The 12,618-nt window shown below is 62.4% G+C and carries 13 protein-coding genes; 4 read left to right on the plus strand and 9 right to left on the minus strand.

Annotation, left to right across the window (positions count from 1 at the left end):
- Nucleotide 1: 1 nt before the first annotated feature.
- The 3 genes from C6W91_RS13320 to C6W91_RS13330 all read right to left on the minus strand — a co-directional run bounded on the left by C6W91_RS13320 (nt 2) and on the right by C6W91_RS13330 (nt 3,099).
- A complete protein-coding gene (locus tag C6W91_RS13320; protein ID WP_274832474.1) occupies nt 2-1,585 on the minus strand; it encodes an ABC transporter substrate-binding protein in 1,584 nt (527 codons plus the stop codon).
- A gap of 357 nt (nt 1,586-1,942) precedes the next feature.
- A complete protein-coding gene (dtd, locus tag C6W91_RS13325; RefSeq protein WP_274838621.1) occupies nt 1,943-2,386 on the minus strand; it encodes a D-aminoacyl-tRNA deacylase in 444 nt (147 codons plus the stop codon).
- 29 nt (nt 2,387-2,415) lie between these two features.
- On the minus strand, nt 2,416-3,099 hold the full coding sequence (locus C6W91_RS13330) for a nitroreductase family protein (RefSeq protein ID WP_274838622.1): 684 nt from the start codon (nt 3,097-3,099) through the stop codon (nt 2,416-2,418).
- Between the two features lie 136 nt (nt 3,100-3,235).
- Between C6W91_RS13330 and C6W91_RS13335 the strand changes: the two genes are divergently transcribed.
- Complete coding sequence (locus tag C6W91_RS13335; RefSeq protein WP_274835752.1) at nt 3,236-3,655, plus strand: Hsp20/alpha crystallin family protein; 420 nt, start codon at nt 3,236-3,238, stop codon at nt 3,653-3,655.
- 110 nt (nt 3,656-3,765) lie between these two features.
- Here C6W91_RS13335 and C6W91_RS13340 read toward each other — a convergent pair whose 3' ends face one another.
- The gene (locus C6W91_RS13340) at nt 3,766-4,908 is read right to left on the minus strand and encodes a TFIIB-type zinc finger domain-containing protein (protein WP_370570922.1); all 1,143 of its coding nucleotides are present in this window, start codon (nt 4,906-4,908) and stop codon (nt 3,766-3,768) included.
- 184 nt (nt 4,909-5,092) lie between these two features.
- Here C6W91_RS13340 and C6W91_RS13345 point away from each other — a divergent pair, with 184 nt between their 5' ends.
- Nucleotides 5,093-5,470, plus strand: a complete 378-nt coding sequence (locus C6W91_RS13345; protein WP_065270798.1) for a CZB domain-containing protein — start codon at nt 5,093-5,095, stop codon at nt 5,468-5,470.
- Nucleotides 5,471-5,545: 75 nt separating this feature from the next.
- Here C6W91_RS13345 and C6W91_RS13350 read toward each other — a convergent pair whose 3' ends face one another.
- The 5 genes from C6W91_RS13350 to C6W91_RS13370 all read right to left on the minus strand — a co-directional run bounded on the left by C6W91_RS13350 (nt 5,546) and on the right by C6W91_RS13370 (nt 11,174).
- Entirely contained in the window at nt 5,546-6,697 is a 1,152-nt protein-coding gene (locus C6W91_RS13350; RefSeq protein ID WP_065270797.1) for an SPFH domain-containing protein, read from the minus strand.
- Between the two features lie 63 nt (nt 6,698-6,760).
- Nucleotides 6,761-7,627 (minus strand): DUF2927 domain-containing protein, encoded by an 867-nt coding sequence (locus tag C6W91_RS13355; RefSeq protein WP_274835765.1) that lies wholly within the window; start codon nt 7,625-7,627, stop codon nt 6,761-6,763.
- A gap of 124 nt (nt 7,628-7,751) precedes the next feature.
- Nucleotides 7,752-8,942 (minus strand): toxic anion resistance protein, encoded by a 1,191-nt coding sequence (locus tag C6W91_RS13360; protein WP_065270796.1) that lies wholly within the window; start codon nt 8,940-8,942, stop codon nt 7,752-7,754.
- A 25-nt stretch (nt 8,943-8,967) separates the two neighbouring features.
- Nucleotides 8,968-9,882 (minus strand): 5-bromo-4-chloroindolyl phosphate hydrolysis family protein, encoded by a 915-nt coding sequence (locus C6W91_RS13365; protein ID WP_370570923.1) that lies wholly within the window; start codon nt 9,880-9,882, stop codon nt 8,968-8,970.
- Between the two features lie 164 nt (nt 9,883-10,046).
- Nucleotides 10,047-11,174, minus strand: coding sequence for a pseudouridine synthase (locus C6W91_RS13370; protein ID WP_274838655.1), 1,128 nt, complete (start codon nt 11,172-11,174; stop codon nt 10,047-10,049).
- 61 nt (nt 11,175-11,235) lie between these two features.
- Between C6W91_RS13370 and C6W91_RS13375 the strand changes: the two genes are divergently transcribed.
- Together C6W91_RS13375 and C6W91_RS13380 are read left to right on the plus strand one after the other, a co-directional pair.
- The gene (locus C6W91_RS13375; RefSeq protein ID WP_274835749.1) at nt 11,236-11,685 is read left to right on the plus strand and encodes a nucleoside deaminase; all 450 of its coding nucleotides are present in this window, start codon (nt 11,236-11,238) and stop codon (nt 11,683-11,685) included.
- A gap of 8 nt (nt 11,686-11,693) precedes the next feature.
- Nucleotides 11,694-12,554: an aminoglycoside phosphotransferase family protein gene (locus C6W91_RS13380; protein WP_368981637.1), complete on the plus strand. Its 861-nt coding sequence runs from the start codon at nt 11,694-11,696 to the stop codon at nt 12,552-12,554.
- The last annotated feature ends 64 nt before the right edge of the window (nt 12,555-12,618 follow it).

A 12,618-nucleotide genomic window follows, 5' to 3' on the forward strand; every position in this document is an offset into this window, starting at 1 on the left:
GTTATGCCTTCACCCACATTTTGTGCGGTGCGTAGCTGTTCATCAGGGCAAAGCCTTTTGCACCGTCGACCCAGCCTGCCAGCTTGTCCGAGGTCGCATCGACGAAGTCGTTGAACATCGGGCAGATCAGGCCGCCTTCGTCGCGCTGGATGGCGCCCATGTCGGCATACATCTGGGTCCGCTTGGCGGTGTCCAGCTCGGCGCGGGCCGCCAGCAGCAGCTGGTCGAACTTTTCGTTGTTGAACCGGGTGTCGTTCCAGTCCGCTGTCGACAGATAAGCGGTGGTGTACATCTGGTCCTGGGTCGGACGACCGCCCCAGTAGCTGGTGCAGAAGGGCTGCTTGTTCCAGACCTCGGACCAGTAGCCATCGTTCGGCTCACGCTTGACGTTCACGTTGATGCCCGCGGTTGCACAGGACTGCTGGAACAGGGCCGCCGCATCCGGTGCGCCCGGGAAGGAGTTATCCGAAGTGCGCAGCAGGATCTCACCGTCGTAACCCGATTTCTTCAGGTGGTGCATCGCCTTGTCCGGATCGAACTCGCGCTGCTCGAACTCGGTATAAAGCGGATAGGACGAGTTGATCGGGGAGTCGTTGCCGACCGTGCCGTAGCCATTGAGGATCTTGTCGACCATTTCCTGACGGTTGATGCCGTATTTCAGCGCCATCCGCACGTCGTTGTTGTCAAACGGTGCAGTGTTGCAGTGCATGATGAACACGTAGTGACCGGGGCCGCTGGTGGAATGCACGTTGATGTTCGGCGCGCGGTCAACCAGTTTCGCGGTGCGCGGGGGGACCCGGTCGATCATGTCGACCTGACCCGATTGCAGCGCGGCAACGCGGGCGGTGTTGTCGTTGATCACCACGTATTCGATGGTTTCGGCATTGCCCAGATCACCCCAGTAGTTGGGGTTCTTCTCGGCAACGAAACGCACGCCCATATCGACTTCTTTCAGGATATAGGGGCCGGTGCCGATCGCGGCTGCCGGATCGTCCTTGCCGCCGCCGGGCTGGATGGCCAGGTGGTAGTCGGTCATCAGGTAGGGAAGGTCGGCGTTGGGGCTGTCCAGCTCGATGATGACGCTGTCACCTTCGGTCGAGATGTTGGTGATGCTGCGCATGATGCCCAGTGCGCCGGATTTGGTGTCTTCGCCCGAGTGGCGGTCCATGGTCTGCGCCACGTCTTCGGCGGTCACGGGTTTGCCGTTGGAGAAGGTGATGCCCTGGCGGATCTTGAAGGTCCAGACACGTGCGTCTGCGGAGGCGGAGTAGCTTTCCGCGACCTTGCCCTGGATGCCGCCGTCGTCGGCCAGCTCGACCAGGGATTCACCCCAAAGACGGATCAGCGACAGGGCAACCTGATTGGTGGCCAGCGCCGGGTCCAGGCTGTCGGTGGTGCTGCCGCCCTGCAGGCCGACGCGGATGGTGCCGCCTTTTTGGGGGCCTGCGGCCATGACTTCGGTGGACAGCAGCGAGTTGGCTGCAGCAGCGGTGAGACCCAGCGCAGCGGCGCGGCCCATGAATTCGCGGCGGCTCATCATGCCCGTGGCAGCCTGACGCGCGAGGAAATACAGTTGATCTTTCATTGAAGTCTCCCAGTTGAATTTGCCGCTTCAAACAGCTTTTTCTTGATTGGCTATTCAAGATTTGCGCATTTGCGGCGGCCTAGCAAGCATTAATACCTGTTCCGCAGCGGCGTCCGGGGCCAAAGCGGCGGGACACATGCCAGCGACAGGTCGCGTTTTGCCAGTGGTATGCCGCATTTTTGTGAATGAAAACCGGGGGAAGGCAAAAATTCACTAAAAACGACATGCGTATGCCGGTTTTGCGCATTCGTAGTGCGATGCCGGGATTGCGTGCAGATATGGCCAAATCCCGGCGGCAGAAGAGAGAATCGCCCCCGACAACACGTGGGCAAAGGACCGGTCTGGTCGGAAAAATTCTTACCCGGTGGTGTCCATCCAAATCGTAACGGGGCCGTCATTCAGCAGGCGCACCTTCATGTCGGCGCCGAACCGCCCGGTGGCCACCGGCAGGCCAAGACCGGTCAGCGCCTCGCAGAAATAGGTATAAAGCCGCGCGCCGGTTTCAGGATCGGCGGCATCGGAAAACCCGGGCCGGTTGCCGCGTCTGGTATCTGCCGCCAGGGTGAATTGGCTCACCGCCAGAACCGCGCCGCCGATGTCGCGGACCGAGCGGTTCATCTTGCCCGCGTCGTCCTGAAAGATGCGCAGCTTGGAAATCTTCGCCGCCAGATGATCGGCTTCGGCTTCGGTGTCGCCCTCCATCGCACAGACCAGCACCAGCAGTCCGGCACTGATTTCTCCGGTCACTTCGGTATCGACGGTGACTGAGGCTTCGCTGACGCGCTGAATGAGGGCTCGCATGGGGATTGTCGTCCTTTTGTGTCGAAGGCTTAGCCGCGCCAGTCGGTGAATTCGGGCAGGGGGGCACGGGTGGTTCTGAACCTGTTTGCCGGATGATCCGGGTCGGCATAGCCAAAGCTAATCGCGCAGAGGATCAGCCGATCCTGCGGGATCTTCAGCATCTCGTGCAGCATCGGCGCAAAGGACGCGACCGCGGCCTGCGCGACGCTGGCGACCCCTGCCGCCTGCGCCGCCAGGGTAAAGGCGGCAACGAAACCGCCACTGTCCATTGCGCCATAGGGGCCAAGTTCGGCAGGTGAGGACAGGATCGCACAATGGGGCGCGCCGAAGAGGTTGAAGTTCTCCATCATCTGCCGGGCAGATCCGGCGCGGTCGCCCTTGGTCACTCCGACCGCTTCGTAGAGCGCCCAGCCACATTCCCGGCGCCGTGCCTGATATTCATTTGAATAGCCGTCCGGAAAACTCAGGTCCGGTGCGTGTCCGCCCGCCATGGCAGCCTCTGTCAGCGCGTTGCGCAGACGGTCGGTTTCGGCGCCGCTGGTGATGGTCACTTTCCACGGCTGGGCATTGCACCAGGACGGGACTTTCTGGGCGCAGCGCAGGATCTGCTCGATCACCTCCCGGTCAACCGGATCCGGGCGGAAGGCCCGGCAGCTGTGACGGTCCTTCATCAGGGCGTCCAGTTCGGTCAGATCGGCTGACTTCGTGGTCATCTGCAACTCTCCTGCTGTGGTGCGGCGCCACAATGGCCAGCGGTGCCACGGGGTTCAAGGCCAGAATTGAGATGGATCAAATCGAGACCTCACCGGTTGAGATACGCTGCCCGCGTTCGAAACAGGAGGAAGATCAATGGTAGAAAAGACCGAACAAAGCGGTTTCTGGCCGTCGCTTTATGATCCCTTTCGTGCATTTGGTGCCCGGGTTGCAGATTGGCTGAGCCCGGCGACCGAGGCCTCTTCGGGGGATGCAGCCTATGACATCACCATGGAACTGCCGGGTGTCACCGATGAGGATGTTGAGCTGACGGTGGACAATGGCGTTCTGACCATCAGCGGCGAAAAGAAGACCTCGACCGAGAAGAAAGGCGATACCTGGTACTTCAGCGAGCGCCAGTATGGTGCATTCCGCCGTGCCTTCCGCCTGCCGGAAGATGCTGATGGCGCTGCGGCAGCGGCGCATATGGAGGATGGTGTGCTTCATATCAGCGTTCCCAAGAAGGCGCTGGAACAGCCAGAGACCGCGAAGAAGATCAAGATCTCCAAATCCTGAGGCGTTTTCGGCCTTGGGCAGAATGCCGGGCAGTCCGGCGACAAACGGCGCATAGCCCCGGATCCGGGCTGTGCGCATCGGCATGTCCGGGGGGCTTGAACGTCCCAGGTTTACTGCTGGTTCCCGATATAGATTGCTGCGGCGATCAGGACAGCCAGGACGGCAACTGCGCCTGCGATTTTCCAGGCGGAGTAGGGGCGTTCGCCCTGAACCCGTCCGGATTGTCCATTGACGACAAAACGATAGGTCTTGCCCCGGTATTTATAGGCCGCCAGCCACACCGGCAGCAGAATGTGTTTGAAGGTAACGTCCGAGACTTGCGTGTCGATATGCGAGATTCGCTGACGGTCGCCGCCGATATCAAACCGCACATCCCGTTTGATCACCCGGTCCATATGGGCGCGGGCCTCCTCAAAACCGTCCTGCAAAGAGATTGCATAGGCTTCGGCCCGGAACCCGGCTAGATATTGCGGTTGATACGGCTCCAGCGCCGACAGATCCCAGGGTTCCAGCGCATCGGTATAGCGTTTGGGCAGGCTTTTCGACGCCAGCACCAGCACATCGTCAAAGAAGCGTTTGACCCGACCTGACACCGGGCGCCAGCGCACCTTTGCGACCTGTTTGGCCTGCGGTTTGCCATCGACCATGACCGTTTCGGTCACGTAGTAGACCGTACCGCGCTGGCCTGAGTAGGAACTGCGGGTGTCGGCGTCATAGGTCCAGTAGGGGACATAGATCCCCTCCATCCGGCGCCCCTTGCGGGCGTATTTTTTCAACCCGTTTGGCGCGAACCACAGGCGACCGAGCCAGTCTGTCATGGCTTTGTGGCCCGCGCGTTCGTCGATGGCGAAAGGCAGGACGCCCTTGGGTTTTATGTGGCGGCTTTCGCCAGTGTCGGTGACCACGGGCGTTGCGCAGAATGGGCATTCGCGGGCGTGGGTGGTGGGATCGAATTCTACCTCTGCCGCGCAGTTGGGGCATTTGGAAACCCGCGTGGTTTCCATGTCGGCCTCTGGCAGCTGACGATCCAGCGCGGCGCGAAAGTCCAACTCGCGCAGGGCGCCGCCGCGCCAGGGCCCCCCGTTGATCTCTTCGGTATGGCCGCAATGGCTGCAGGTCAGGGTTCCGGATTGCGGGTCGAACCGGTAATCGGCGCCACATTGCTCGCAGGGAAAACGATGGGTTTCATCCGGCACAGCGGCAGAAACAGTGTTTTCAGTGGCAGGCGGAGGGGGAGGAGGGGAAGATGGCACGGCGCTCTCTCAAATTGTAACGATTTTTTCCGGTCGTTGTTTATTTAATTGATTTTTATTTATGTTTCCCGGCGGAACCGAGTCGATCAAGGGGAATTCACGGTGAGGGTTGAGATGTGAGCTTAATGTTTGATTAACCTGTGAAGGGCTACGGCAGAAGTGTTCAGTAACAAGGAGTATGAGTATGTCTGTAGCGGCTATCCAGGATGAGATTTCCGAAGCCATCAAGGCCCATAGCACATGGAAACTTCACCTTCGCACGGGCACCATCAGCGGCAGACTTGAAACGCCTTCGCGTGACATCTGCTGTGATGACAAGTGCAAATTCGGCCAGTGGCTGCATTCGCCTAGTACGGAAGCCGGTATGGCAGGTGATGCCAACTATGTGCGTGCGAAGAAACTGCATTCCGAGTTCCACCAATTTGCCGGCGCCATCGCACAAAAGATCGAACGTGGCGATCTGGATGCGGCCAAACACGATCTGGATCTGGGCAAGCCGTTCGATGAAAAGACCAAGGAACTCACCAAACACATGATGGTCTGGCGCAAGAGCCTGCAATAGTGACGACATGTCGGCCCGGCTCAGTTCTGTCAGGCCGACAGTTAAGGCTCGGAGCGCGCGCTTGGCGCCCCGAATTCAGCCCGCGGGAGGCGGTGGGGGCGGAGGCGGCAGAATGGTGAAAAGCTGCGCCAGTTCGGCGACATCACCGGCCCGTTGCCAGCCATCCTGGCCGGGAGTCCAGACGTGGGTGTCGCGCTTCAGTTGCCCTTCCTGCGCCATGCGTCCGAGACGCGCCTTGGAATAGGGTCCCGAGGTCTGACCGTTTTCTGCGATATGCCAGACGTGTTCGACCGGGGGCGGCGGCGGGGCCATCGGCGCTGCAGCGGGCGCGGGACGGGCGCCCCAGGGACCTGACGGCTGACCCGCTGCACCCTGCGACATGGCATTGCCCATCTGCTGGGCCATCGCCATGCCCATCCCCATTCCCAAACCGGCGCCCATGCCGCTGTTCGGGGTGCGGGCTGCGGCGTCCATCGCCTCGGCAGCGGCGAACTGGGTGTATTGGCCAAGATCGCCCACGATCCCCATTTGGGTGCGCCGGTCCATGGCCTGTTCCACCGCAGGCGGCAGCGAGATGTTCTCGATATAGAGCTCCGGGATCGCCAGGCCATATTCGGCCACGGTGGCGGAAATCTCGGCCGCAACCAGTTTGCCCAGATCGGCGGTATTGGCGGCCATATCCAGCACCGGAATGCCCGAGCTGGCAACGACGCGGCTGAACTCCTGCACGATGATGTTGCGGATCTGGAAGCTGATTTCATCCATAGTGAATTCGCCATCGGTGCCGACGATCTCGGTCAGGAAGCGCGCCGGATCCACCACCCGCACCGAGTAGCTGCCAAAAGCGCGCAGACGCACCGGGCCGAACTCCGGATCGCGACAGATGATCGGATTCTTGGTGCCCCACTTCAGGTCGTTGAACCGGGTGGTGCTGACGAAATAGACCTCGGATTTGAAGGGCGACTGAAACCCGTGGTCCCAGTGCTGCAGCGTCGTCATCACCGGCATGTTGTTGGTCTCAAGCATATAGAGACCGGGGGTGAAGACATCCGCCAGCTGGCCTTCGTGCACGAACACGGCTGCCTGTCCTTCGCGCACCGTCAGCTTGGCGCCATATTTGATCTCATGGCCTTCGCGTTCAAACCGCCAGACCATGGTGTCGCGGGTGTCATCGACCCAGTGAATGACGTCGATGAACTCTCCGGTGAGAAAGTCGAAAATACCCATATCTCAGGTCCTCTTCCTACGGTGTGCCTGCTGGGAGCCTCATCGATGGGCGCAAGGGCCACCTTACAGGGGCTGTCCCATGATTTCGCGGGCGATAATGCGGGTGATCGGGCGGGCTTCTTCGGCGCTCATCCCGGTTTTCAGTCTTGGATCATACAGCATCTGCAACAGCTTTTCGTCATGGCTGGTCAGAAAGGCAAATTCGTCATCGTCGTTGAAAATCGACGGGCGCGCCCGGGGGCTGTCGTTGAGCAGGCCCAGGCCTTGTGCGATTTCCTCGTGGATGCAGCTTTGCCGGACCAGATCGGGATGCTCCGCGCGGATCAGCGCGACGCCGCGAATATAGTCGAAGGGGCTGCCCTGGGCGCCGCCGGCAAGGACAAAGCAGTAATGCGTCCGTGGCGGGTTCACGAAGAGCTGGAAATCGTTCTGGCTGATATTGGGCAGCAGTTCACGGACCCGTTTGGCCACAAAGGCGCTGTCGTCCTTGCTGGCAAAGATGACGTGGAAATTGCCGCGCTTCGCCACCGCCGCAACGGGATGGTTGGTGATCCGCCCGAGCCGCATGGCGTATTCGGCAACCCGCGCGCCGTCGGCGCGGCGCTGACTTTCAGGGATCGAGGGGCCGAATTCAGCCTGCAAGCGCACCGGCCCGGACCAGCGGCTCAGGCCGCCTGTAGCGCCGCCACCGCGCCCGGCGTATTCGTTGAAAAAGGAAATCGCTTCGAAGTTTTCCGCCAGATCCTCGGCATCATAAGGCGTATCGGGTCCGCCGCCATCGGTGCGCAAAAGGCCTCGCGTCAGCAGGTCCTGCTGCAGGACACGGTAATATTGCCGCAGCTCTGCGCTGGCGGCCGAAGGCGCAGCGGGCGCGACCATGGCAGCCGGACGTGGTTTTGGCACGACGGACTCGCTGCGGCCCATGGGCATGCAGGCTGACAGCAGGCCCAAACCCAAAAGCGCGGCAAGGCGTACAGGCGCGGATATTGCCCGCCCGGCGCTGCCTTCGGCACAAATCGCCGCCGACCTATGACGTTTTTGCCAGATCATCAGGTCAGGACGGAACCGCTGTGCCGGCATTGTCTCCGATGCCATCGCGGCGCGCCTTGGCGGCGGCCAGTGTATCGCGCAGCTCGGCTTCCATCTTCTTCAGCTCGCCCTCGGCAGCGGCGCGTTTGGCTTTGCCCTCATCGGCGATCTGCAGGCTTTCCTGAATGGTGCCGATCAGATCCGCATTGGCCTGTTTCACCGCTTCGATATCGAACACACCGCGTTCCATTTCCTGCCGGATCGCCTTGTTGCTTTCGCGCAGGTTGGCCGCGTTGGAGGTCAGCAGCTCGTTGGTCAGATCATTGGCATCGCGCACCGCTGCAGCAGCCTCGGCCGAGCGCTGGATGGTGACCGCCTGCGCCAGCTGGGTTTCCCAGAGCGGCACGGTATTGACCAGCGTTGAGTTGATTTTGGTCACGAGCGATTTGTCGTTCTCCTGCACCAGGCGGATCGAGGGCAGCGACTGCATGGTGACCTGCCGGGTCAGCTTCAGGTCGTGCACCCGGCGTTCCAGATCGTCCCGGGCGGCGCGCAGATCGCGCAGTTCCTGCGCGCGGATCACCTGGTCGGCTTCGGCGGCTGCTGCGACGGCTTCTTCCAGCGCGGGAATTTCGCTGCTGTCCAGCTCTCCGAGCTTGGCCTCGCCCGCAGCGATATAGAGCGCCAGCTCGTCGTAAAAGGCCAGCGTCTTTTCATACAGCATGTCGAGCGATTTGATGTCCTTCAGGAGCCCGTGTTCATGGCCAAGAAGATCATCGGTGATCTTGTCGATCTGCGCCTGGATGGTCTCATAGCGCGCGGTGAATTTAGCAAAGGGCGCGGCGCGGCCCAGCAGGCGTTCCCAGAAGGTGGGTTTGCGACGTACATCCAGTTCCGAGACGGAAAAGCCGCGGATCGTGGTGACGATATCCCGCAGAGAGTCCCCGGCGGGGCCGACATCCTTGTTGCGCACATCGGCCAGCATCGCCTGACTGATGGTCTGCAATTCGGCCTGCGCGCCGGATCCGAACCCGATGATCGAGTTGCTGTCGCTCATGTCGATTTCGCCCATGCGGCTGCGGATCGCTTCGCTGGTGACTTCATCCGCCTGCTCCAGCGGCTGGATGTCACCCGTGGGATCCGCAAGCGCGACGCCCGTCACCTCCGTGACCATGGCCTCGGCTTCGATTGCTTTCTTCTGAACGGTCTCGGACATCGGTGGCGTTCCTCGGGTCAAAGTGTCAATTGCGGTCCAGGCGGACCCCTTCGTGCTGCAGGCGGTCGCGCAGCACGTCGATTTCGATGGTCAGATCACTGCGGTCTTCGAGCAGCATCTTTTGCGTACGGGCTGCAAAATTCTGTTCCAGATCTTCCAGCAGGGCAAGGTAGTCACTACGGGCCTGCGGATCCTGGCTGCGGGCATAAATATCTGCGAATTTGATGGTCGCATCGCGCGCGCCCTGCAGATAGACGGTCAGATACTTGCGCGCACCGGTCAGGTCGCGCGGGTCTTCTTCTATGGTGCGGAACATGTCCCGGGCGACAGCCTGAAACTGATCCACACGCGCCTCCAGCTGCCGGTCACGCGCCCTAAGCGCCGCGTCCCGCATGGCGTCAAGGTAGGCTTCGGCCTCATCCACGGCGCGGGCAACGCGGCTTTGCTGGAAGTCGTCCACGCCCTCCACGCCCTTGTCCTGCAAAGGGTCAAGGCCAAAGGCGGCCAGATGCAGGCCGGTGGCTGTCAGCCCGTAGACGGCGGCGATCATGATCCCCGGTTCTGCCTTCCAGGCGGCCAGCGCGGCCCCGGCGCCGGTCAAAACCGAGGCGAGGATCTTGCGCGGCAAGGCCGGTTTGCGCGCGACACGGCGCGCGGCAAAGGCGGTTTCGGCCCGCAACCCTTCGCGCAGAAGAAAGGCGGCCCCGGTCCAGAGGGCAGCTGCAATCCCGCCAAGCGCCAGACCGGTGGCCCCGTCGTTCAGCGACAAGATCAGCAGCACGCCCCCAGGCACGAACATGGTATTGGCACGGGCGCCGACAGGATCGACCTGTGCGCTGCGAAAGGAATTGGTTTTGCCCGTTGGCGGGGATGTGTCACCCAAGGCGGCCGGATCACCGGCGCCATCGGGGCTGTATTTGCCGCCATACCTCTGTGCCATGGATCAGCCTCCCACAATCCATCCGGTGCTCAGTCCGAACATCAGAACAAGCAGGGCGGCGAAGGCGACTTTCTGCACGCGGGTTCCCCCATGACACGATTTACATGCCTGAAATCTAAGGGATTGCAGGCCGCCTTGCTAGGGGGAAGTGTCGGGCAAATGCCTCAGCGGCGGGGATTCTTGCCGATTGGACGATTGCCGGGCTTTGCGCCATTGCCGCCGCGTCCCTTGCCGCGGGTATCCGGTTTGCCGGGCTGTCCAGGCTTGCCGCCGCCAGTATGGCCGGATTTGCCCGTCGGGGCTCCTTGTGGTTTGGCCTGCGATTTGCCACGCGGTTTGCCAGCGCCGCCGCCGCTATAGGGGGCAGGGGCGTCAGTGCCGGGTTTGCGGCCGCCGGGGCGCTTGCCGCGCATCGGTTTGCGCCGCTGGGGGCGGTCGGTCTGTGGCGTCTCTTCGGTGTCGTCTTCGAGACCTAGCTGATCGCGGATCACCCGGGGGCGCAGTTCTTCGACTTCCCCGGGTTTCAGATTGCCCAGCTGGAACGGGCCGTAGGACAGGCGCAGCAGGCGGTTGACGGAAAACCCGATATCCTCCATGGCGCGGCGGATTTCGCGGTTCTTGCCTTCGCGCAGTCCCACGGTCAGCCAGGCGTTCGCCCCCTGCTGGCGGTCCAGCGCCACGGTCATGGGCTGGAACGTCTCGCCGTCGATCACCAGCCCTTTGCGGAGCGGCTCGAAATCCGTTTCTTGCGGGCGACCCTTGATACGCACCCGGTAGCGGCGCAGCCAGCCGGTCGAGGGCAGTTCCAGCTTGCGCTTGATGCCGCCATCGTTGGTCAGGAGCAGCAGCCCTTCGGAATTGAGGTCAAGCCGCCCGACGGTCATCACCCGCGGCAGATCCTCGGGAAGTTCGTCAAAGATGGTCGTGCGGCCCATCTCGTCGCTGGTGGTGGTCACCAGTCCGGCGGGTTTGTGATAAAGCCACAGGCGCGGCGCTTCTGCCTCGGGCAGGGGCTGGCCGTCGATCAGGATCCGGTCCCGCGCCGTGACGTTCAGCGCGGGGCTGTCGATCACCTTGCCATTCACCGCAACCCGCCCCTCGGCGATCATCCGCTCGGCCTCGCGCCGCGAGGCAACGCCGGCCCGCGACAGAACCTTGGCGATCCGGTCACCTTCGGGCGTGCCCGTGCTCTTGTCGCCTGCAGTGGCGTCGGGACGCGACGGTTTCGCGGCTTTGCCTGTCGGGCCTTTGGGGCGGTGCGGGCGCTTGGGGGATGCGGGTGTTTTGCTCATCCCATCGCCATAGAGCATTCCGGCGTCTTGCGAAAGCGGGCATTCTACGGCAGGGAAGGCCATGGTTTTCCGTTCTCACATGACCCTGGCCCTGGAAGAGGCCCGCGCTGCCGCCGCGCGCGGCGAGGTGCCGGTGGGCGCGGTTCTGATTGCGCCGGACGGAACGGTCGCGGCGCGGGCCGGAAACCGCACTCGGGAGCTGAACGATCCCACCGCCCACGCCGAGATCCTGGCGATCCGCGCCGCCTGCGCCGCAGCGGGAGGGGAGCGACTGACGGGATATGATCTTTATGTGACGCTGGAGCCCTGCGCCATGTGTGCGGCGGCCATCGCAGCGGCGCGTATCGCGCGGGTCTACTACGGCGCCTCTGATCCCAAATCCGGCGGCGTTGCCCATGGGGCCTGTGTGTTTTCACATCCGCAGGCACACCATGTGCCCGAGATTTATGAAGGCATCGCCGAAGCGGACTGTGCTGCCATTCTGAAAGAGTTCTTCACCGCAAAACGATAGGGGCCGGAATGAAAGGGCATGTGAAACCGCCGGAAGAGGTCCTTGCCGCGTTCAGGGTGACGGTACCGGAGTGGATCGCGACCACCGCCATTGCCAGCCTTTGGAAAGTCTCCCGCGCCGGGGGCGGTGCCGCGGTGCTGAAATACTATGGCGCCCGGGGCATGGGCAGCGAGGCCAGCGGTTTTCGGTTTCTGCAAGCTGCGCCCGAGAGTTGCGCGGCCCAGGTCTATGACCTGCGCCCGGATGCCGCCCTGGTCGAATGGCTGGAGGGGCCATCGCTCGCCGATGTTGCAATCGCTGGTGAGGACGAAATGGCTGCACGCGAACTGGTGAGGGTCGCCTCTGGCCTGCATCCCGGTACGGGCCAGGCGCCAGAGGGCTATCCCCGGCTGGAAGATCGTTTTGATGCGCTGTTCCATCTGAGGCCCGCGCCGAGTTGTGCGGCAGGGGGCAAGGCGGCGATTGCCGCGTGCCAGACCCTGGCCCGCGATCTTCTCGACGCGCAGGTGGATGTGCGCCCGCTGCACGGGGATTTGCATCATGGCAACGTGATGAAAACGCCCCGCGGGTTTTGCGCCTTTGATGCCAAGGGGATCGTTGGGGAGCGGACCTACGAGTTGGCCAATGCCTTTCGCCATCCCTATGGGGACCCCGATTTGATCCGCGACCCGCGTCGGATCGGGATGCTGGCCGATCTTTGGGCCACAGGATTTGCAGTGGATCGTCAGCGTCTTTTGCAATGGGCAGCGGTCAAATGCGCGCTCTCCATTGCCTGGCGCAGTAAAGGGCGATTGGCGCAGGACGCGGAGCTGGATCTGCTGGCGGCGCTGCTGTACTGCGCGTCGGGGCCGGGCGGCGCGCGCGTATAGACACTGGACGGCCCATGCAGACCATGCCATGTTCGCTCTTTGTTTCGCTGATCGAACCGGGAGG

This window comes from Phaeobacter sp. SYSU ZJ3003 (assembly GCF_041300735.1).
Taxonomy (GTDB): Bacteria; Pseudomonadota; Alphaproteobacteria; order Rhodobacterales; family Rhodobacteraceae; genus Phycobacter; species Phycobacter gallaeciensis_A.

Excerpts from the sequence above, each read along its gene's own strand:
- C6W91_RS13320 (WP_274832474.1), bottom strand. The coding sequence starts at position 1,585 with ATGAAAGATCAACTGTATTTCCTCGCGCGTCAGGCTGCCACGGGCATG.
- dtd (WP_274838621.1), bottom strand. The coding sequence starts at position 2,386 with ATGCGAGCCCTCATTCAGCGCGTCAGCGAAGCCTCAGTCACCGTCGAT.
- C6W91_RS13330 (WP_274838622.1), bottom strand. The coding sequence starts at position 3,099 with ATGACCACGAAGTCAGCCGATCTGACCGAACTGGACGCCCTGATGAAG.
- C6W91_RS13335 (WP_274835752.1), top strand. The coding sequence starts at position 3,236 with ATGGTAGAAAAGACCGAACAAAGCGGTTTCTGGCCGTCGCTTTATGAT.
- C6W91_RS13345 (WP_065270798.1), top strand. The coding sequence starts at position 5,093 with ATGTCTGTAGCGGCTATCCAGGATGAGATTTCCGAAGCCATCAAGGCC.
- C6W91_RS13350 (WP_065270797.1), bottom strand. The coding sequence starts at position 6,697 with ATGGGTATTTTCGACTTTCTCACCGGAGAGTTCATCGACGTCATTCAC.
- C6W91_RS13355 (WP_274835765.1), bottom strand. The coding sequence starts at position 7,627 with ATGCCCATGGGCCGCAGCGAGTCCGTCGTGCCAAAACCACGTCCGGCT.
- C6W91_RS13360 (WP_065270796.1), bottom strand. The coding sequence starts at position 8,942 with ATGTCCGAGACCGTTCAGAAGAAAGCAATCGAAGCCGAGGCCATGGTC.
- C6W91_RS13365 (WP_370570923.1), bottom strand. The coding sequence starts at position 9,882 with ATGGCACAGAGGTATGGCGGCAAATACAGCCCCGATGGCGCCGGTGAT.
- C6W91_RS13370 (WP_274838655.1), bottom strand. The coding sequence starts at position 11,174 with ATGAGCAAAACACCCGCATCCCCCAAGCGCCCGCACCGCCCCAAAGGC.
- C6W91_RS13375 (WP_274835749.1), top strand. The coding sequence starts at position 11,236 with ATGGTTTTCCGTTCTCACATGACCCTGGCCCTGGAAGAGGCCCGCGCT.
- C6W91_RS13380 (WP_368981637.1), top strand. The coding sequence starts at position 11,694 with ATGAAAGGGCATGTGAAACCGCCGGAAGAGGTCCTTGCCGCGTTCAGG.